General features: G+C 45.3%; 13 protein-coding genes, 1 pseudogene and 1 riboswitch. Of the genes and pseudogenes, 13 read left to right on the forward strand and 1 reads right to left on the reverse strand.

What is annotated here, in order from left to right; translation table 11 throughout:
* The first annotated feature begins 7 nt into the window (after positions 1 to 7).
* The 12 genes and pseudogenes from HS960_RS26180 to HS960_RS26235 all read left to right on the forward strand — a co-directional run bounded on the left by HS960_RS26180 (position 8) and on the right by HS960_RS26235 (position 20,818).
* Positions 8 to 1,195, forward strand: a complete 1,188-nt coding sequence (locus HS960_RS26180; protein ID WP_153845192.1) for a DUF5000 domain-containing lipoprotein — start codon at positions 8 to 10, stop codon at positions 1,193 to 1,195.
* A 20-nt stretch (positions 1,196 to 1,215) separates the two neighbouring features.
* On the forward strand, positions 1,216 to 2,394 hold the full coding sequence (locus tag HS960_RS26185; protein ID WP_159731659.1) for a DUF4998 domain-containing protein: 1,179 nt from the start codon (positions 1,216 to 1,218) through the stop codon (positions 2,392 to 2,394).
* Between the two features lie 11 nt (positions 2,395 to 2,405).
* Positions 2,406 to 4,430: an alpha-amylase family protein gene (locus tag HS960_RS26190; protein ID WP_182330865.1), complete on the forward strand. Its 2,025-nt coding sequence runs from the start codon at positions 2,406 to 2,408 to the stop codon at positions 4,428 to 4,430.
* Positions 4,431 to 4,439: 9 nt separating this feature from the next.
* Positions 4,440 to 5,480, forward strand: a complete 1,041-nt coding sequence (locus tag HS960_RS26195) for a GntR family transcriptional regulator (protein WP_153845195.1) — start codon at positions 4,440 to 4,442, stop codon at positions 5,478 to 5,480.
* 16 nt (positions 5,481 to 5,496) lie between these two features.
* The gene (locus tag HS960_RS26200; RefSeq protein ID WP_159731655.1) at positions 5,497 to 7,092 is read left to right on the forward strand and encodes a solute:sodium symporter family transporter; all 1,596 of its coding nucleotides are present in this window, start codon (positions 5,497 to 5,499) and stop codon (positions 7,090 to 7,092) included.
* Between the two features lie 22 nt (positions 7,093 to 7,114).
* A pseudogene (locus HS960_RS27200) lies at positions 7,115 to 9,052 on the forward strand (glycosyl hydrolase family 95 catalytic domain-containing protein); the annotation flags it as partial.
* A gap of 6 nt (positions 9,053 to 9,058) precedes the next feature.
* Positions 9,059 to 9,355: a glycoside hydrolase family 95-like protein gene (locus HS960_RS27205; RefSeq protein ID WP_394353596.1), complete on the forward strand. Its 297-nt coding sequence runs from the start codon at positions 9,059 to 9,061 to the stop codon at positions 9,353 to 9,355.
* Between the two features lie 12 nt (positions 9,356 to 9,367).
* A complete protein-coding gene (locus tag HS960_RS26215) occupies positions 9,368 to 11,566 on the forward strand; it encodes an alpha-galactosidase (protein ID WP_153845198.1) in 2,199 nt (732 codons plus the stop codon).
* Between the two features lie 97 nt (positions 11,567 to 11,663).
* Positions 11,664 to 13,649 carry a sialate O-acetylesterase gene (locus HS960_RS26220; protein WP_182330868.1) on the forward strand — a complete coding sequence of 662 codons (1,986 nt, stop codon included), beginning with the start codon at positions 11,664 to 11,666 and terminating at the stop codon, positions 13,647 to 13,649.
* A 6-nt stretch (positions 13,650 to 13,655) separates the two neighbouring features.
* Positions 13,656 to 16,007, forward strand: coding sequence for a glycoside hydrolase family 95 protein (locus HS960_RS26225; RefSeq protein ID WP_182330869.1), 2,352 nt, complete (start codon positions 13,656 to 13,658; stop codon positions 16,005 to 16,007).
* Positions 16,008 to 16,118: 111 nt separating this feature from the next.
* Positions 16,119 to 19,295, forward strand: a complete 3,177-nt coding sequence (locus HS960_RS26230) for a SusC/RagA family TonB-linked outer membrane protein (protein WP_202883720.1) — start codon at positions 16,119 to 16,121, stop codon at positions 19,293 to 19,295.
* A 5-nt stretch (positions 19,296 to 19,300) separates the two neighbouring features.
* Positions 19,301 to 20,818, forward strand: a complete 1,518-nt coding sequence (locus tag HS960_RS26235) for a RagB/SusD family nutrient uptake outer membrane protein (protein WP_182330870.1) — start codon at positions 19,301 to 19,303, stop codon at positions 20,816 to 20,818.
* Between the two features lie 97 nt (positions 20,819 to 20,915).
* Here the strand turns inward: HS960_RS26235 and HS960_RS26240 are convergent, their stop codons facing one another.
* Positions 20,916 to 21,179: a 5-oxoprolinase gene (locus HS960_RS26240; RefSeq protein WP_070567048.1), complete on the reverse strand. Its 264-nt coding sequence runs from the start codon at positions 21,177 to 21,179 to the stop codon at positions 20,916 to 20,918.
* A gap of 66 nt (positions 21,180 to 21,245) precedes the next feature.
* A riboswitch (SAM-I-IV-variant riboswitch) is annotated at positions 21,246 to 21,339 on the reverse strand.
* Between the two features lie 210 nt (positions 21,340 to 21,549).
* On the opposite strand from HS960_RS26240, the gene HS960_RS26245 reads away from it, so the two are divergent.
* A complete protein-coding gene (locus tag HS960_RS26245; RefSeq protein ID WP_182330871.1) occupies positions 21,550 to 22,320 on the forward strand; it encodes a DUF3050 domain-containing protein in 771 nt (256 codons plus the stop codon).
* Positions 22,321 to 22,437: the final 117 nt, after the last annotated feature.

Raw genomic sequence — 22,437 nt, forward strand, 5'->3', positions numbered from 1 at the left:
GAAAATCATGAAAAAACGAATATATCGCAATAGTATCTATGTCATGGCTGGTTTGCTGTTTCTGCTGCTCGGCTGTAAAGAGGAAAAAGGCTGGACTTTAATGGAGGACGACCAGACCAAACCGGGACTGGTACAGCATCCCTCCGTCGTGAACGGTTATGGACAGGCAACCATACATTATAGCCTTCCAGAGAATGATAACATACTTTATGTCAAAGCCGAATACGTGATGGCGAGTGGCGCCACCCGTGTTGTCAAATCATCGACGTACACCAATGAAATCTTAATTGATGGATTCCCCGATACCAAGCCGCAAACCGTTAAATTATACGCGGTAAGCAAGGCTGAGGTTGTGTCGGATCCCGTAGATGTGATTGTTGAACCGAAGACGCCGATCTTTAATCTGGTGTTTGGGGAGATGAAAGTAACGGCTGCCTTTGGCGGTATCCGCATTACCTCAACCAATAAGGAAAAAGGAAATGTTGTGATCGTACCGATGGTAGACTCGCTCAACAATGGGGAGTACCTGCCCTTGGACAATTACTATGGACAGGATTCTATCATCCTATATAATGTCCGTGGATTGAAATCCAAAGAAATGAAGTTCGCATTTTATGTCCGTGATCGCTGGTTAAATAAATCCGATACACTGTACACTTCGATTACGCCATTGGAGGAAAATCTGTTTAACCGGCAATTGTTTACGCCATTACGCTTGCCTGGAGATGCGCAAATCCTCTACGGTTCTATGGATAATCTATGGGATGGCAATCTCAATACGGGCAAATGGCCAAGCTTTTATACGGTAGAGAATGCAGGGGTACCGCAATCGGTCACTTTCTCGATCGGTAGAGAAGCAAAACTAAGCCGGGTGGTGATCTTTCCAAGACGGGAAAACGGCTTCTACGATAAGGGAAACTTACGTGATTTTGAGATCTGGGGAAGCAATACGCCGAATTTGGATGGCTCTTGGGAGTCCTGGACCAAATTGGCTACCTGCACGGTACGTAAACCATCGGGAACACCGTCGGGAACAAATACCAATGCAGACGAAGTGTATGGTACCTCTGGCTGGTCATTTGATCTACCGGAAGATGCTCCGAAATACAAATACCTGCGCATTCGCAATCTGCGCAATTGGCGGGGTAGTTATTTTATGCAGATTAACCAGATTCAGGTGTGGGGCGTTTATTAATCAATTTAAAAAGCAAAGTTATGAAAAGATATATCGTATTGCTGTCCTTGTTTATCGTGGCGCTGTTGGCGGCCTGTTCCAAAATGGACGAGTTTACCGAGCACACAGACGGGAAAGCAATTATCTACCCGGCAAAGCTCGACTCGATTAGAGTTCGTTCGGGAAAATACCGTATACAAGTAGAAGGTGTTTATAGAGCTTCCTCGGGTGTGTCTGAGCTACGGATCTATTGGAACAGTAAGCAGGATTCGATGAAGATACCGGTCAAACTGACGGGTAAGGTGGATACCGTACGTTACTTAATCGATAAACTGCCTGAAGGGCCTATGAATTTAGAAATTCGTAGTGTGGATGCCGCAGGACGCTTTTCTGTTCCGACCTATGTGGTGGGGAACGTATATGGCGATCGTTATCGCGAAGGACTTTACCAACGTGTGGTACTCGAACAGAATTTTATTGCTGGACAGCAACTGCAATTGGGTTTGCAAAATGTATCGGAAACCATGGGCTTTGATGGACTGCGTATCGCGTATAGAAATTGGGATGGTGGTACCACAGATACCGTGGTGCGTACTAAAAATCAGGATGAAAAGATTGGCCTTCAACGCTATCTTCCTGGTGCCGAAGTTTCCTATCGTACCGTGTTCAGACCCGATAGTTCGGCCATCGATACCTTTATGGTCAAATCGACCAAATTGGCTGTGAAAAAAGACAATATCACACCTTGGTACCTCCAGAATTATAAAACACCATTTACAGCGACGGTCTATGACGGTAATCGCTGGGGAGTTTTGGACAACTGGATGACAAACGCCGCCATGAAAAACCATAACGGTTACGGTGGTTTTGGATCGGACGATGGCGGCGTGGTCAACATTGAAGCAGGCTGGGGAGCTCCGGCTATCATAAATGGTAAAATAGAGCAAAAAGTAACCTTATTACCCGGTAAGTATCGTTTTTTTTGTAACTTATCCTGGACAAATTATGATCAACCGCCAGCAAAACTGGTTGTTAGCAAAGCAAACAGTGGAATTCCAGATCTTGAGCAGATTCAACAGGCAATGGCCCATGCTGATGTTAAATCAGATGGTGTTTATTTTGAAATCAAAGAAAAGGTTACTGTCAATATGGGAATGCTGGTCAATTTTCAACCTGACCATTACATGAAGATCAACGCTTTTCAAATCAATTTACAATAATATCAAGCAGAATGAAGACAGTTATTTTCGCGCTAAGTTTTATGCTATGTACCTTCATGTTATACGCGCAGCCTTTTCAGGTCAAGAAAAATGGCCTAACGTTGACCTATAACAAACAAGATGGAACATATTCACTAAGTAAAGATCAAGTCGCCTATATCCAACAAGCAAGTGCCTATCTGGCACTTGCTAATGGACAGAAAATTAGTACAGATAAACTGAAAGGAACCCGCAGCGTCACAGAAAAGCCTATTCAGGACAATTTGGGCAAAGGCATACAGTATACCATTTCTGTTAAAACCCAACAGGGCATCACATTGCTGCAGCATTTTTATTGCTACGACACAATAGATGGTGTCATCCTTGAACTGGAAGTTAGGGGTAAAAATATAGCCAGTAATGAACTTGTGCCGATCTGGTCAAATGCTTCAATTGCCGGCTTGGGAAAATCCTTGTACCAGCTGGCTGTTCCTTTTGATAACGATACGTTTATTTCGTATGAAAACAATGTCCTTGCAATGAATAGTAAGCGCAGCGCCGAGGTCGGCGTTGTATACGATAAGGACAGCGGAAACGGTCTGTTGATTGGTTCATTGGATCAATCCGTCTGGAAATCGGGTATCGCGATTGAAGGAGATCAGGGGCAATATAGCCACCTGGCAGCACAGGCGGGATTTACAGATGTAACTATCACACGTGATTCCATGGCGCACGGGACGGTGAAGGGGGATGTCATTCACTCTCCAAAATACCTCGTGTCTTACGACAAGGATTGGCGCATTGGGCTCGAAAACTATGCTAAAATCCACCGGAAGCTATCGCCGGCCTATGTGAAATCTTGGCAAGGAGCCACACCTGTCGGCTGGAACAGCTGGGGCGTGATACAGGAAAAACTTAATTTTCAGAATGCCACAGGCACAGCAGACTATTTCGCAAAAGATATTCCTTATTTCCGGAACGCAGATGGCGAGGCTTTTATAGATCTTGACTCTTTCTGGGATAATATGACGCCCGGAGGTATGTCAGGTGACTACACGCAGCTGAAGCAATTTGTTCGCTATTGTGATTCTTTGGGCCTCAAGCCCGGTGTGTATTGGGCCCCTTTTACAGACTGGGGGCATGGAAGTGGTCCCGACCGCAAGGCGGAGGGAAGCCAGTTTACCTTTGGCCAGCTTTGGACCAAAACCCAAAAAGGCTACCACAATTTAGATGGTGGTCGGGCTCTTGACCCGACACATCCCGGTACGTTGGCCCGTATGGATGTGATCCTGGGCAAATTGGTCGACTGTGGCTTCCGAATGATCAAGGTCGATTTCCTCTCTCACGCGGCAATCGAATCCACAGGTTTTTACGATAAGAAAATTCAGACAGGTATGCAGGCTTATGCTGTGGGGATGAAACATCTCGTCGACGTGCTGCAGGGTAAAATGTTGATCTACGCAGCAATTTCGCCATCCTTGGCAACAGCCCAATTTGCACACATGCGCAGAATAGCCTGCGACGCCTGGAAGACGATCGACCAAACTCAGTATACCTTAAACAGTGTTAGTTACGGCTGGTGGCAAACTTATCTCTACGATTTTATCGATGCCGACCACCTGGTCTTTCATGATGAAAGCCCTGAGGTCAATAAGGCAAGATTGCTTTCCGGTGTGGTAACGGGGACCATTATCCTTGGTGATGACCTGTCGAAAAAAGAAAACTGGCAGCCAAAGATGAATCAATATCTGCAGGATCCCGAAATTCTAAAAATTATAGCCGACGGTAAAAGCTTCCGTCCGGCAGGATTTGTAGAAGGAAAAGCCGCAAATACGTATTATTACAAAAAGATTGGAACAACGCTGTATGTGGCCGTATTTAATTTCAATACAGCCCCGGCAGCAATAAACATAGATTTTAAACAGATTGGCCTAGCGCCAAATACAACCTATAAGGCGGTGGAACTGTTTGAAAAAACAGCGCAGGAATTTGTCGCTGAGAAATCCATTGCCTTTGAGCAGGCAGGTGCAAAATTATTTAAGATTGCCCTGTTTTAATCACAACATATGAAGATAAGCAAAGAAGAAAATTTTAAAGTATTGATCGATCGGATCAAACGCCTGGAGGCATTGAATACACTCTCTAAACATGAATGTATTGTGCAGGGCGTGTTGGATGCCATTGATGCCAATGAACTGGAGGTACATGCCAGTTTACCTTCTGTCAATAACTTGATCCAATACCTGGGTTATGCACGCGAAACCTTCGCTAAGGCTTACCGCGATCTGATTGCCCATGGAGTCGTGGAATCCAAAAATAGAAAAGGATATTTTGTAGTCAGTAATAACACGCAGTTGAAACAGAAAGTTGCCGTGTTGTTATATGCTTACGATACTTTTCAGGATACCTTGGTATCCGAATTGCGGGCGAATCTTCCGGAGGAAGTGACGGTCGATCTTTTTTTCCATCACAACAATATGGAAACCTTTGAAGATATTTTCAATCGTATTCAGGGACGATATACGGTATATATTGTCGCTCCGATTGAAAATGCCGATTCTGAGCGTTTATTGCGAAATATTCCTGTGTCAAAACTATTGATTATCGACCGGCTGATGGATTTAGGGGCGGAATATTCTTATGTTTCTCAGGAATTTGAAGCAGCCACCTATGCCGTGTTTCAGGAGCTTTATCCAAAGATCAAAAAGTATAAAGAAGTGATCTTCTATTTTAGGGAAAATACAGCCGAACCCAATGAAATCAAAGATGCGTTCTTGCGCTTTTTGAAAGACTATAAGGTAAAAGGTCATATCGAAAAGCAATACCATGTAGGTGATCTAAAAAAGGGGAAACTGTATTTTACCATTCATAATCCGGAGCTCTACCAGATGTTAAAAGAGGTGCTGCAAAAGGGTTGGACTTTGGGTGAGGATCTGGGGATTTTATCGCATAATGATGATGTTATTAAAGAGATTATCAGCGGTGGTATTACCACCTTTTCGACAAGTTTTGCACGGATTGGGGCCGAAGCAGCCAAGTTTGTGCTCGAAAGAACATTGATCCGGGAAGTGGTGCCGACAACATTGGCAGATCGCGGCTCTGTATAAAAAAGAAAGTTTTACGATGATAATTTTTAGTTTTTGTCTTTTTACCGGTTTGGTTGCGTTATGGTCCTTATGGAAATTTAAGACCACCTATTCCACGACGCTCAACGGCTTCTTCCTGGCTGGAAAGAGCAATAGCTTTTGGATGGTTGGTTCAGCCTTGCTGTTGACAAACTTGAGCGCCAACCAGTTTATAGGTGAAAACGAATCGGTTTATATCAATAATCTTTCAGTTATCGGCTGGGGCATTAGTTCCGTTGTTGCCATGCTTTTGGTATCGGAATTTCTGCTACCTATTTATTTTAAGCATGGCTTTCGGACGGTTCCGGATTTCTTGGCACTGCGATTTGACACCAAAACAAAAATGCTGGTTTCTATACTCATCTTGATTGGATATATTGTCAATTTGCTGCCTCCTGTATTGTATGGTGGAGCATTGAGCCTTGCGACCATGTTTGATGTCCCGGCGTTATTGCATATTACCTATTGGCAGAGCATCTGGTTGCTGGTATGGGCTTTAGGCGTGATAGGTAGTTTATATAGTATTTTGGGAGGTCTCAAGCTGATCTCCTTATCGGATTTAAGCTTAGGCTTATGTCTGTTTTTACTTGCTGTGCTCATTCCTGTCTTTGCGCTCTGGCACCTTGGAGGTGGCGATGTCTGGTCTGGTCTAGCGCAGTTACTGCATGAAAAAAAAGAGCACCTCAATGCTGTCGGCGGAAAGCATGATGCGGTCCCATTTTCGACCTTATTTACCGGAATGCTGCTGATCAATTTCTATTACTGGGGGATGGAACCCTATATTGCACAGCAGGCCCTGAGTGCTAAGAATTTAAAGGAGGCACAAAAAGGGATGACTTTGGCTGCGGGAGGTAAGCTCCTTATGCCCTTGCTGATCAATCTGCCGGGACTTTTGGCTGTGCATCTGTTGCCGCATGTACAGCCTACGGCTTCTGTTTTTCCGAAACTTATCGTTTTAATTTTTCCCGATATCCTGATCGGTTTTTCCTTGGCCTTGGTCTTTGGCGCTGCGATGACAACATATACCGCAGGGCTGCAGAGCTGTGGCAGTTTATTTATTTTTAATATTTACAAACCCTATCTGGCTTATAAAAAGAGGCCATACAGTGAAAAGGAATTGGTACGAAAAGGGAAATTGTTCGAATTGATTATTTCAATTTCAGCGATGTTTATTGCCCCTTTTATCCTTTTTGCCCACGATGGATTTTATACCTATTTGCAGACCGTATCGGGCTTATTTAATATGCCCATTTTCACGATTATGATCTTGGGGATTTTATCCCGCCGTGTGACACCGCGCATGGCACAGATTGGATTGTTTTTATACATGTTCAGTTATTTTTTTCTGGTGTTTGTCTGGAAAACAGAGCTACACTATCTGCACCTGTTCGCGCTGTTGTTTATCGCTGTGGCACTGGTTATCTGGGGGGGAAGTAAACTGAGCCAGCCAAACTATCTATCGGAGTATCAATTTGAGTTTTCGGGCCAGGATAAAGAAGCTTATTGGAAAGGCCGCTATGGTGTGGGCGCAATTTTGATTGTCCTGATGATTGTCATATACCTTGTTTTTTCACCCTTGGGCATTGCCCAATAAAATTGTATAAACCGCTATGTTGATGCACACAAAAATAAAATACGTTCTCTTAACACTCTTGATCATTTGTTTTGGCACTTCCCAGGCACAACGCTATTACCTCTTGGATAATAAGCCCGCAACGGACTGGATGACTGAAGCATACCCCATCGGAAATGGACGAATTGGCGCCATGATCTTCGCGGGCGTAAATCAGGAACATATTCAATTTAATGAAAATAGCCTATGGACAGGTGATGAACAGGAAACAGGTGCCTATCAGGCTTTTGGTGATCTTTTTGTTCGCTTTGACTCCGACGTTAATAAATCCTTTACCGCCTATAGCCGGAAATTGAATTTGGATAAAGGGCTGCATGAAATAGCTTATCAGCAGGATGGACAGCAAATCAACCGTCGGTATTTTGCGAGTCAGCCCGATCAGGTCATGGTATTTGAGTATGCGAACAGTAAAAAAGGGAAACTCAATGCCCAGATTGCACTTCAGGATGCACATGGGCAGGCGGTGCAGGTAGAAGATGGTCATCTGTGGTTTCAGGGAACGCTCGACAATGGTATGCGGTATGCCGCACAGGTACGCGTACAGGTCGTAGGTGGTTCACTTTCCAAAACGACAGATGAAAAAGGACAGGCTGTCCTTAACGTAAAATCTGCCGATCGAATTGTTCTGCTGCTGAGTGCCGCAACAGATTACGCCAATACACGGGCGACCAAATGGAAGTCGGCCGAAGAACCGATGAAGGTCAATGAACGTTATCTGCAGCAAGCGGAAAAATATGGCGTAAATAAGCTCCTGGCACGGCACGTTGCAGATTATACAGCGCTGTTCAACCGCGTGGAGCTTGATCTCGACCATAGCCAGCTGGACGCCAAGCAAACAACAAAAGCGCTGTTGGAAGCCTATAAAAAACAGCCGATCCCGGCTCTGGAAGCTTTGGTATACCAATATGGACGTTATCTGCTGATCAGTTCCTCACGGAAAGGCGGTTTGCCTGCAAATCTGCAGGGGCTCTGAAACAACAGTAACAATCCACCATGGCGCTCAGATTACCATTCCAATATCAATGTACAGATGAACTATTGGCCTGCAGAAGTCGCTAATCTGCGTGAATCGGCCTGGCCTTACCTCGATTATATCAATAGCATGCGTGAGGTGAAAAAAATAAATACACAGAAGGAATTTCCGGGCGTAAGAGGCTGGACCGTAAAGACCGAAAATAATATCTTCGGTGGGGAGAGCTTCCTTTGGAACACGCCCGGAAGTGCCTGGTATGCTCAGGCACTTTGGGAGCATTATGCGTTTAACAGGGACGAGAAATACCTACGCGAATTTGCGTATCCGATTTTAAAAGAAATAAGTGAGTTTTGGGATGATCGTCTGGTTCGACGACCAGACGGAACTGTGGTGGCGCCAAAGGGCTGGTCGCCGGAACATGGACCCACAGAGGATGCCGTGAGCTACGACCACCAGATTATTTACGATCTCTTTAACAACTACATCCAGGCGAGTACAATTTTAAAGTTGGACGACGATTACCGTAAGCATATCACGGCACTTCGCGATGCGCTGCTCAAACCCAAAATCGGTAAATGGGGACAGCTGCAGGAGTGGGAAACGGATCGTGATGATCCACAGGACAAGCACCGCCATGTCTCGCATCTGTTTGGTCTGTACCCCGGTAACCAATTCTCTGTTTTAAAAACACCGGAACTGGCCAAAGCTGCACGAGTTACGCTGACCGCGCGTGGCGACGAATCGACAGGTTGGTCCATGGCCTGGAAGGTGGCTTTTTGGGCCCGCTTGCAGGATGGGAATCACGCCTATAAAATCCTGACTAATTTCATTAACCTCGTTGGCGGCGATGGTATTGATTACAACAATGGCGGTGGCGTTTACGCCAACTTGCTCTGCGCGCATCCACCCTTTCAGATTGATGGCAACCTGGGTTATGTGGCTGCGGTGAGTGAAATGTTGCTGCAGTCGCAGACGGATGTGCTGGAATTACTTCCTGCACTGCCTGATCGCTGGTCGGCCGGAACAGTTAAAGGGCTCAAAGCCCGTGGCAATGTACACATCGAAAAGATGGAATGGAACAACAGCAGTATTAGGCAGCTTATTCTTTCATCGCCGCAAGATCAAACGATTCAGGTGTTAAGTCCTTCCCAATTGGCAGGTCTAAGCCCACAGCAGGAAATCAATGGTAAATACCTTTATAAGATTCAATTGAAAGCAAACAAAATAGTCAAGTTCGTTAACAAATCCTAAATCTATTTATATATGCCAACCCATCATTTTAAACATGTTGTACTCGGGCTTTTGATGACCCAGGGGCTTGTCCATCTGGAGGCACAGGCGCAGTCCAAACAGATTCCTATTGAAACCAGATCGAATGCCTTAGTGTTGGAGTACGATTCCACGAAAACACTGAAAATGCTCTATTACGGTGAAAAATTGAGTGATTCTAAAGAGTACTCGACCATTGCAAGCGGTTATAAGCAATTGACAGATTATAGTGGCCTCTCCAATGCGGCGTATACCCCCTCAGGTTCGAAAAACCTATTGGAACCAGCCATCAGTGTCGTTCATGCCGATGGTAACCGCTCCCTGGACCTGCGCTATGAAAAGCATGCGGTGAAAAACCTAGATGCCAATGTCAAACAGCTTGATATCACCCTAAAAGATCCGGTATACGATATTTACGTCGTTTTACACTACAAATCGTTTTTGAATGAGGATATCATCGAGCAGTGGGCAACGATCCAGAATAAGGAAAAGAAAGCCGTCACGCTGGAAAAATTTGCTTCGGCCAATCTGACCCTGCGCTCCAACGCGTATTGGCTACGGCAGTACCATGGTGACTGGGCAAAAGAAATGCAGGTGGACGAGGCTCCGTTAACACATGGCATTAAGGTGCTGGACAGTAAGCTCGGAACACGCGCGAATTTATTTCAGCCACCTTCCTTTATGGTGTCACTGGGCAAGGCGGCATCCGAAGATGAAGGGACAGTACTGATGGCAAGCCTTGGGTATAGTGGGAATTTTAAGGTGGATTTTGAAGTGGATTACCTCAATAACCTGCGTATCATTGCCGGCATAAATAACTATGCTTCCAATGTAAAATTAGCCAGCAACCAGGAATTTACAACACCCAAATTGATCTATACCTTGTCGACAAAGGGAAAAGGCACCGCCTCCCGAAATCTGCACAATTGGGCCCGTAAATATCAACTGCTGGATGGAAATGGCGAACGCCTGACTTTACTCAACAATTGGGAGGCGACCTACTTTGATTTTAATGAACAAAAATTAAAAGGTTTGCTCCAGGATACCAAAAAACTAGGCGTAGATCTATTTTTATTGGATGACGGCTGGTTTGGAAATAAATATCCGCGTAACAGCGATCATTCCAGTCTAGGAGATTGGCAACCGAACCGGACAAAACTACCCAATGGTATCGCGACACTTGTGGAAGAAGCGACCAAACAGGGCGTTAAATTTGGAATCTGGGTAGAACCCGAAATGGTTAGCCCCAAATCCGAACTCTACGAGCAACATCCGGATTGGGTCGTCAAACAGCCACAGCGCGAAGAACATTACTTCCGTAATCAGTTGATCCTGGATCTGACAAATCCCAAGGTGCAGGATTTTGTTTTCCAGATTCTGGACGATCTGTTTACTAAAAATCCGGCATTGGCCTATATCAAATGGGACTGTAATGCGGTCATTTACAATGCGCATTCCGCATTTCTAAAAGACCAGGGTGCTTTCTATGTTTCTTATGTGGAAGGCCTTTATAAAGTGCTGGAGCGCATTCGTTTGAAGTATCCGAAAGTGCCGATGATGTTATGTTCGGGCGGTGGTGGTCGTGTGGACTATGCGGCACTTCGGTACTTTACCGAATTTTGGCCTTCGGACAATACAGACCCTTTGGAACGTATTTTTATGCAGTACGAGTATTCGTACTTTTTCCCGGCAATCAGCACCTCAAACCATGTGACAGACTGGGGAAAACAGTCCCTCAAATTCCGTACGGATGTAGCGATGATGGGTAAACTGGGTTTTGATATTGTGGTGAGCCACCTGAAAGAACAGGATCTGCTATTCTGCCAGCAGGCGGTAAAGAATTACGACGCGCTAAAAGGAACAATCTGGCATGGCGAGCAGTATCGTTTGGCCGATCCACGTGAAGGTGACTTTGCCGCCCTCAGCTATGTAAATAGCCAAAAAACCGAGGCTGTCATCTTCAACTACCTGGTCAATAACCGCTATGGTATCGGAACAACCGATCCTGTTCGTTTAAAAGGACTGGATGCCCAAAAGCAATACCGGGTGGAGGAGATCAACCTGTATCCGGGAACCAAGTCGAGCTTAGGCCAGGGACAAACCTATTCGGGCGACTACCTGATGAAAGTTGGCGTAAATCCAGACCTGAATAGCAACCGTACCAGTGTTTTACTAAAAATATCGGCACTTTAAAAGAATAACTGTGGTACATCCGAAGCTCCGACTCCAACAGCCGGGACTTCGGATGCACTAAATGTATAAACCCAATTGAGCAACAAACTCAAAAATCATGATAAAACCTAAACAGTATAAACGGACTTTGTTGGCCCTGCTACTCAGCGTTGCCAGTGGATTTTCTGCCCTACAGGCCAAAGTACAGTTGCCGGCTTTTATTGGCGACAATATGGTGCTGCAGCAGAAAGAAAAGGTCAAGATCTGGGGAACCAGTACAGCAGTCGGCAAGGAACTTAGCGTAAACACCAGCTGGAACAACAAGAGCTATCAGGTTGAGGTCGATCAGCAGGGAGGCTGGCAAGTCTATCTGGAAACGCCGAAATACGGTGGGCCCTACCAAATTACCATCAACGATGGTGATCAATTGATCCTAAAAAATATTCTGATCGGTGAAGTCTGGTTTTGTTCAGGGCAGTCAAATATGGAAATGCCCCTGGCGGGCTGGGGTAAGATCAATAACTTTGAGCAGGAAATCAAAGCAGCCAACTTTCCCAATATTCGTATTTTGCAGATTCCAAAAGCAACAGCCAATCAACCTACCACCGCAGTGAAGGTGGAGTCCGGTGGATGGAATCCGGTGACGCCACAAAGTATTCCGGAGTTTTCGGCGACAGCCTATTTTTTTGCACGTGAGATCTACGAGAAAACAGGCATTCCCATTGGCCTGATCCATTCTTCCTGGGGCGGAACAATCATTGAAGCCTGGATGAGCCGGGAGGCACTTACACCTTTTTCAACCTATACGTCTGCCATTGAGAAAATCCAACGTCCGGATGCACAGGAAATCTATGCGAAAGATCTGGCCGAATGGAATCGCGTCGCCGAACAGCAGGATCAGATGAAGACAGCAACGCAGGGCGAGTGGTTTGCGCCACAATTGGATAAAAGCAGCTGGTCTACGATTACTATTCCGAGCTTTTTTGACAAGAACCTATTTCCGGGAATGGATGGTGTCGTTTATTTTGGCAAAGACGTTGAACTACCTGCACATTGGCAAGGTAAACCCCTCAAGTTGATTTTGGGAGCGATTGATGACAACGACATCACTTATGTCAATGGTACAAAAGTGGGTGAAACTGTCGGTTACGACCAGATTCGGAAGTATACTGTTCCTGCAACGGCCAACAACGGCAGCCTATTGCATATCGCCGTTCGCGTATTTGATGGAGCCGGCGATGGCGGAATATATGGCGGTACAGAACAGCCGCGACTGGAAGGACCAAATGGTGAACAGCTATCTCTGGTTGGAGACTGGAAATGCAAAGTAGGTTATGATCTGGCTAAGCTGCCCGCAAAACCTAATGCGATGGAGGGTCCCAACAGACCTACTGTGCTTTACAATGCCATGGTTAAGCCTTTTGTGGATTTTAAAATAAAAGGCGCCATTTGGTACCAGGGTGAAAGTAACGCGGATTCAAAAGACGCTCCTTATCAGCAACTGCTGCCCGCATTGATTCAGGACTGGCGCCAGCAGTGGAACAATGAAAAGATGCCTTTTTATTTTGTTCAACTGGCCAACTTTAAGGCGAAAAGTGTAACACCGCAGCCTTCTTCCTGGGCGAGATTACGGGAAGCGCAACGACAAACACTCAAATTGCCTTATACAGGTATGGCTGTTATAACGGATATCGGCGATGCACAGGATATTCATCCGAAAAATAAGCAGGATGTCGGTAGAAGACTTGGCTGGATCGCAACAGCGCAGCTCTATGGCAAGAAGATCCCTTATTCGGGTCCTGTCCTTCAGCACTGGGCGACAAAAGCTGCAGAAATGGAACTTAGTTTTAACCCCATGGGCAAAAAACTGGTGCTGAAAGGAACGGATAACCGCAACGGTAGTTTCACAATTGCTGGTGCCGATCAGGTTTTTTATCCTGCAGAAGTCAAACAGGTCGGAAATAAGCTGATCGTATCTGCCAAGGAAGTACCATCGCCCGTCGCAGTGCGCTACGGCTGGGCCGATAACCCGGACCTGACTTTATACAACGAAGCCGGCATACCCGGATCTCCCTTCCGAACCGATGACTGGACAAAAAACTAAAACCACATGAATAGATCATCAAAAATAAATCTTCGGAAAGGTCAGTTACTTTGCACGCTTGTGGTTTTCTTTTTTTCGGGCAACTTATTTGGGCAAGTGCAGGGCGGCAAACTTTGGTATCGGCAGCCGGCAAAACAATGGGAGGAGACCTTACCCCTGGGCAATGGAAAAATTGGCATGATGCCCGATGGTGGATTGAAGAATGACCATATTGTGCTCAATGATATCACCCTATGGTCGGGAAGCCCTCAGGATGCCAATAATTATGAGGCCAGCAGGTATTTGGATAGTATTCGAAATCTGATCAAAAGTGGGAAAAACGACCTTGCTCAGCGTCTGATAGACCAGCATTTTATCTGCAAAGGCCCCGGATCGGGCGGCAAGCAATGGGGCTGTTACCAAGTGCTCGGCAATCTGATGCTTGCTTTTGACGGACAAACGGATCTCAATGCAGTGCAGAACTATCGCCGGGAATTGGATCTCGATAAGGCGATGGCAAAAACAAGCTATGAGCTCAAAGGCGTCAGGTATTGCCGCGAATATTGGACAAGCTTTGCTGATGACCTGGGCGTTATTCGTTTACAGAGTAGCAAAAAAGGACAGATTAGCCTGGAAATCAAGATTGACCGTCCCGAAAGGGCAACTGCCAAGACCGAGGATGGCGAGCTTGTTTTGGTAGGACAATTGGACAATGGCGTGGACGGTAAAGGAATGCAGTTTAAAACACGTGTCCGCGTGCAGATTAAAGGAGGAAAACAGCTGGTAAAAGGACAATCTATTGTTATTCAACAGGCTGACGAAGTGCTAATTTACGTGGCAACAGATACTGATTTTAAAGGTAAGGATTTTGAGCGTACGACAGCTGAAACGCTAACAAAGGCGTTGAAAAAATCCTATAGCCAGCAGTATGCCGAACATCTACGAAACTATTTGGCAAAGTTCAACCGTTTGTCGCTCCGATTAGGGCAGTCGAAAGATGACTTACCGACCGATCAGCGTTTGGTGGCCTTTGGTAAAGAACCGGATCAGGATCCAGGTCTGGCAGCCTTATTCTATCAGTATGGTCGCTACCTTAGTATCAGCAGTACGCGCTTAGGCTTGCTACCACCAAACTTACAGGGCTTATGGGCAAATCAGATTCAGACGCCCTGGAATGGGGACTACCACCTGGATATCAATGTGCAGATGAACCATTGGCACCTCGGTGCGGCCAATTTGGGCGAGCTCAATGAGCCCTTGGTGGGACTTGTGGAAGGCCTTATGGCTCCGGGGGCAAAAACCGCGAAAGCGTATTATAACGCACCGGGCTGGGTAGCCCATGTGATCACCAATGTATGGGGCTATACTGAACCCGGAGAGTCTGCTTCCTGGGGAATTGCCAATGCGGGCTCGGGCTGGCTCTGCAATAACCTTTGGGAACATTACCTCTATACCGAAGATATGGACTATCTACGGCGGATATACCCGATTCTCTATGGAGCAGCACAGTTTTACTCCAGTGCCCTGACCGAACATCCAACCAAGGGCTGGCTGTTGACTTCGCCCTCTGTATCTCCCGAAAATTCCTTCAAGCTCCCGAATGGGCAGCAGGCAAATGTCACGATGGGACCAACGATAGATAATCAGATCGTACGCGAATTATTTGAAAATATCATCCATGCAGCAGGATTATTGGGCAAACAATCGGATCCTTTTTTAACGCAGGTTGCGGCGCAACTGAAACGTTTAGCACCAGCTGTGCAGCTAGGCAAAGATGGCCGCATCATGGAATGGATTGAAGATTATGAAGAGGTGGATCCGCAGCATCGGCATATCTCGCATCTGTACGGTTTGTATCCAGGCTATCTGATTCGTTATGACGAACATCCAGACTGGCAGCTTGCCGCTAAAAAAAGCTTAGATGTGCGGGGGGATGATGGACCGAGTTGGGCCATTGCCCATAAACTACTCTTTTGGACCAGATTGCATGAAGGCGAACGGGCTTATAAATTATTTCGGCAACTCATGACCCCACGTGTCGATACACATATCAATTATGGCGCCGGTGGTGGTGTTTACGCCAATTTGCTAACAGCAGGCCCCCCATTTCAGATCGATGGTAATTTTGGTGGAGCAGCTGGCATTGCTGAGATGCTGGTGCAGTCCCATCAGGATACGGTTTATCTTCTACCGGCAGTTCCTCAGGCCTGGAAAAAAGAAGGCCGGGTCACGGGCATGCGCATCAAGGGAAATCACACGCTAGATATGGAATGGAAAGATGGTAAGATACTGAACTATCAGATTTATTCAGCCAAACCGCAACAACTTAACGTATGTATAGATCATAACTGGATCGCCTATCGTACAAAAGAAAAATAACAAAACATAGCGTCCTCAACCGAATTGGATCATGCAATTTTTTGCATGATAGGGGATGCTTTGTGTCAAAAATTTCAAGATAAAAGCACCTTATAAACAAAAAAAGTAAATATGAAAACAGAAAAGACAAGACAATGGCCTTTGATCAAGGGCCTGTCCTTCGGTCCTGAGGCCAGTATAATGGCACTCTGTCTTTCGATAGCTGTACCCTACACGGGCTCAGCAGCATCACTAAGGACGACAGACCGTCGTTTTGCCCCAACAGAAAAAGGCCCTTCCGCCGTCCTTGATAGGATAAGTCAACAGCGTACAATAAAAGGAAAAGTGCTGGACAATACAGGGCGCCCGCTACCCGGTGTGACAGTACGGGTCAAAAATGCAACGCAGGAAACGCAAACGGATCAGCAGGGACAATTCGAGCTCAGCCTGACGGGTGGAACTGTCGTACTGACGTTCTCTTCAGTGGGATTTGAAACCCGGGAAATGGCTGTTGCTGCCAATGAGGGAACCGTGAATGTGCAGCTGAACGACGCTTCGTCGAGTTTGGAAGAGGTCGTTGTGGTCGGCTACGGTACACAAAAGAAAGTAAACCTAACCGGTGCCGTGGCTACAGTGAGTGGCAAAGATATGATCAAACGACCCGTTGTCAATACAGCTTCCATGCTGCAGGGGGCAATCCCGGGTGTACAAATCAATCAGGGCTCGGGAGAACCAGGCAATGAAGGTGTATCCATCCGTATTCGTGGTAAGGGCACCTTTAGTGGCGCCGGATCAGATCCCCTGGTGCTCATCGATGGTGTGCAGGGAAAATTCTCCGACGTTAATCCCAATGATATCGAAAATGTCAGCGTGCTGAAAGATGCAGCCTCCGCAGCAATCTACGGTTCGCGTGCAGCCAATGGCGTTATTCTGATTACGACAAAACAAGGGAAATCGGGAAAAACAACCGTTCAGTATGACGGAAATGTGGGTATCTATAAGCCCACGAAAATGTTTGATCTGATCACCAATTCGGCGCAGTATATGGAATTATACAACGAAGCGCGTAAGAATTCCAATCTCAACGATGGCCTATATCCCGCCGAAGTGATTGCTGCCTATCGCAACAGCAACGATCCTGTAAAATATCCAAATACGGACTGGCTGGGGCTTATTTTCCAAACGAAACCCACTTATACCCATAATCTCGGTATCCAAGGCGGAAATGAGAAGACAACCTTTAATGTTGGTTTGGGCTACGTCAATCAGGATGGAATGATCAAAGGTTTTAACTACGACCGTTATTCCGCCCGCCTCAACCTGACAACCAAAATCTCGGAAGGTATTAAATTCGGAACAAATATCTTGCTCAAAACAGGACATACCGAATCTATTCCAGGCGGATCCAAAGACCTGTTCCTGTCGGCCATGTCGCAGGCACCAACCTATGGCCCATTTTTGCCGGATGGTAGCGGACGGTACACGTACAAAGCTTACGACTGGGAGTACAACAATAAAAATCCTATGGCCGTATTGGATCGGAAATTCACGTACAATACCGATGACTATGCAGCCAATTTACAGGCTTGGATGGAGGTACAGCTGTTTAAAGGTCTTTCCTGGTATACCAAAGGTGCCTATAATTTCAATATGGACAAGTACAAGGATTATAAATCAACGTTGGATGAATATTACTACCATACGGGCACGCTCGGAACAACACTGGATCTTGGAAAGGGCCTTACGGATCAGGATCAGCAAACGATATACACCAATTTATTTACTTACCTCAACTATGATCGCGCGTTTGGGGCACACCATCTCAAAGCTCAGGCCGGATATAGCATTGAAAAAAGTAAGTATACCTACCTCCAGGGCTTCAGACAGAATTTTGTCGACGATACACTAACAGAATTAAATGCGGGGGGATCGGATATTCAACGGGCAAACGGAACCGCCAACCAATGGGCGCTGATCTCTTATTTCGGCCGATTGAACTATGATTATCAAGGGAAATACCTCTTGGAAGCCAATATGCGCTACGATGGTAGTTCCAAGTTTTACGGTAAAAACCGTTGGGCAGCGTTTCCTTCTTTCTCTGCAGGCTGGCGTGTATCGGAAGAATCTTTTGTTAAGGAATTCGCTTCCGGTTGGCTGGATAATTTGAAGGTCCGTGGATCCTGGGGCCAACTCGGAAATCAGAATACCGGCAACTATCCGTATCAACCCGTATTGGGACTTACCGGAAATTATTCTTTTGATAATAGTACGCTAAATTCAGGTGTCGCTCAACAAGGGTTAAACAACCCGATTATTAAATGGGAAACAACAACGATGACCGATGTGGGATTGGACCTGAGTCTGTTTAAAAATTTAGATATCACTTTTGACTGGTATAAAAAGAGGACGACCGATATTCTAAGACAGTCACAGATTACTGCAATCGTTGGTTTGGGGGCACCTTACGTAAATGATGGAATTGTCGAGAATAAAGGTGTTGAGTTGGGAATTACTTATCGTAATCAGATTACTACGGGAGCATTGGAAGGTTTACGCTATCAGCTCGGTGCAAACCTCGATCGTTTCAAAAACAAGCTGGTCAAATTTGGCGAGCCTGAAATCGGCGGCTATACGATCAAAAAAAATGGCTATGCGATGGACAGCTTTTATACCTACGAAGTCATCGGCATATTTCAATCCGATGCCGAAGTAGCGGGGTCGCCTAAGCAGTTTAATGATAATACACTGGCAGGAGATCTTAAGTATCGGGATGTCAATGGGGACGGAAAAATCGATGCGAACGACAGAACAATTATTTCCGGTGTAGATCCAAAACTGAACTATAGTTTTAATCTAAGTGCAAGTTTTAAGGGCTTTGACTTTTCGGCTCTATTACAAGGGGTATATGGCGTCAAATCCTATGTTTCGGGCTGGGGTGTAACCCCATTTGTGCAAGGCAGTCCGCCGACAAAAGACTGGTTAGACCGTTGGACACCTGAAAACCCTTCGACAACGATGCCCCGTATTTATTGGGGTTGGAGTGCTCCGGAGAAATTCAGCCGTGCTTCCAGCTATTTTATACAGGATGCTTCATACTTCAGGTTGAAAAATCTTGTGTTCGGATACACTTTACCTGAAGGGCTGTTGAAAAAATATAAAATTGACCGCCTAAGGGTTTATTTTTCGGGTGATAACCTCCTTACTGCGACCAAATTTAAGGGCTTGGACCCTGAACGCTATGGAAATGGTGATCTGGTACAGTATCCACAAAACAAGATTTATTCATTTGGTGTACAAGTTAACTTTTAAGTGCTATGAAAAAGAAATTTATAACAGCGTTGATGCTATCCGGACTATTTTTGGGTTCCTGTAACAGTGCCTTGGACCTTAATCCTTTGGATCAGATCGCTTCGGACAACTATTTTAGCAAAAAATCGGATTTTGATAATGCATTGGCCGGTGTATACGCGTCATTGCAGAGTGAGGCTTTCTCCTATGGGATGCCTTTCCGGGACTGTCTGACCGACAATGGCTACAATCAGTTCAACTCAGGTAGCGTCAATGAAATCGTAGGTGGGAATTTAAATCCGACCACAGGGGGGTATGAAACCGGAATTTATAACGATGCTTATGTGGGAATAGGACGTGCCAATCGCCTGATCGAGAAGCTTCAGGGCTATAACGGCTCCGATATGAACGATGGGGAGAAGAAGAACATGGAAGCCGAAGCCCGCTTTATCCGTGCTTTTGTTTACTTCCAATTGTACAGTATTTATGGTGAGGTGCCGCTTGTGCTTACTTCCCTCAGTCTGGAGAATCAGCGTCAGCCAAAGGAAACTGCAGAGAATATTCTAAAACAGATTCGGGCCGATCTGGATTTTGGGATCGCCAACTTAGCGGCTAAACCTTATTTCAATAATGGGGGGCATGCGACCGCAAGTTCAGCAAAAGCCTTGAAAGCACGGGTTTTACTGTTTGCGGCTTATGGCGACAAAGGGGTGCCCGATTTAGCAATTTTGAAAGAGGTAAAAGACTTATGCACCGATGTCATGAAAGAGTATACTCTGAGTACAGCTTTTGAAAATGTCTTTCGCGATGCAACACAGAAGAACAATACCGAGATTATCTTTTCGGTCAATTTTTTGGCACCGAATAATACAGCCCCCTGGGACATGTATTTAGGCGATTGGATTGCTGCTTCACCTTTACAAAACCTGGTGGATACCTATGAATGCAAAGATGGTCTGCCTTATGGTGAATCACCCTTGACTGACCGAGCTAATCCCTTCAAAGATAGGGATCCGCGCTTGAGCAAAACAATTTTCGTGGATCATCCCGACTTTGGCGGCGGTAAGATCCATACACCGTCCAATCCGCGGCCTACAGGTTATGGGGTGTTGAAATTTTTGGATCCGGCCAACTTACCTTTTGGCTTTTCAACATTGAGCCAACAGGATGCGGTTGTACTGCGGTTTGGGGAGGTGTTATTGATGTATGCCGAAGCACAAAATGAAATTGCCGGACCAGATCCATCGGTTTACGATGCCATGAATACCCTGAGGAGCCGCGTTCAGATGCCCGGGTTTCCTGCCGGTTATACCAAGGAAAAAATGCGCGACCGTATCCGCCACGAAAGAAGGGTTGAACTTGCTTTCGAAGGACTACGGCATTACGACCTGATTCGTTGGCATATCGCAGGCGAAGTACTCAATGCGGTCAAAGACAGTAAAGTGCCCTATCATTTTGAAGACAAATTTTACCGCTGGCCATTACCACAAACAGAAATTGAGAAAAGCGCAGGTGTGTTAATTCAGAATCCAAACTATAAATAATAAGATTATCGCCTTCTTTTAAATCGGCAATTTCCTAAACCAACCACAGCAGCGCGCACGAAGTCCTTTCGATGCGCGCTTTTTTTACCGATAACGATTATTGTAAAGGAATCAGGACATTCTGTTCCAAGCGTACAGGGACATGCTTCACCGAGGTAAAACCGTCTTCCTTGGAAATGATGTTGGAAAGATCCAGTCCTCTTTTGGAGAACGTACTGATCAAAGCTGTTCTAAAGGTTGCCTTGGCTGAACCCCAGCCTTGTCCTAAGATGGTGTCATTGTTGAGCTGTATCAGTTCATCTGTTGAGTAATAACTGAATTTTTCCAGTAAGTGTTGGTAAAGATTTGTTGTAGTAGCCATACAATTTAAAAATTTAAAGGATTAAACCATAAACTGTATCCAGATCTTGTTGGGAAAATAATCGTTCTGCGACGTTTATTTTGGTCGAAACCCGTATTAATTTACCACCGCGGTGCCTGCACTCGGTTGGTATTGCATCATGCAATTCTGAATACTCTACAAATATAGTAGATTATTTTTTATAATAAAAAATATTTTTGTTTTTAAGGGTAAATGAACGTTAGCAACAGGAATAGGGAGGTCAAAAGCGAGGCGCGTTGTTGGCTGTGATTTGGTTATGAAGCGGATAGCTGGGCGAAAAATTTATCATGTTACTGTAATCTCATCGAAAATACTTTTAAAAATAGAGATAAGACAATACTTTTGCGCCATGAATAGAATTGCGGAAATTAACGAATACATTGCTGCCGAACGCGAGGTATTATTGCAACACCCTTTGTATCGTAAGATCAAAACGATCAAGAATCTACGTTCTTTTACAGAAGGGCATGTGTACGCTGTATGGGATTTTATGTCTTTACTAAAAGCTTTACAGATTAAATTGACCTGTACGACTTTACCTTGGTTTGCGAGTGAGAATCCATCAACACGCTATCTAATCAACGAAATTGTATTGGCTGAGGAGTCGGATGAATATATTGATGGCCGCCGTTTGAGCCATTTTGAGATGTATCTGGACGCCATGGATGCCATGGGTGCCGACCTTCATCTGGTCAACAAATTTATTGCTCACGCCAAAAAATCGAGTAACATATTCGATGTCATTGCAACGACCACATTGGACAAGCGGATCAAAGACTTTTTGAATTTTACATTCGAAGTGATTGCTGAGGGCGAGGTGCATAAAATTGCTGCTGCATTTACATTTGGACGCGAAGATCTTATCCCGGGAATGTTTACCTCTATTTTGGAAGAAATTAAAACAAATTTCCCTACAGCCAATCTGGATAGCTTTATCTATTATTTTCAACGTCATATTGACCTTGATGGCGATGAGCACGGGCCTTTGGCGATGCAGATGATCACAGATCTCGGGAAGGACGATGAGGTTAAATGGACAGAAATGAAAGAGATCAGTAAAATTGCGCTACAAAAAAGAATACAGTTGTGGAATGCAATAGAAGATTCCTTATACGGATAATCTATTATTATACCGTCGAGAAAGGCCTTTCAAATCATGATTTGAAAGGCCTTTTTTATGTGCTGTAAAAAAGGATATTGCAAGGGCTTCTTGGCAGATATTGGTCTTTTTGTTTGA

The sequence above is a fragment of the Sphingobacterium paramultivorum genome (assembly GCF_014109745.1).
Taxonomy (GTDB): Bacteria; Bacteroidota; Bacteroidia; order Sphingobacteriales; family Sphingobacteriaceae; genus Sphingobacterium; species Sphingobacterium paramultivorum.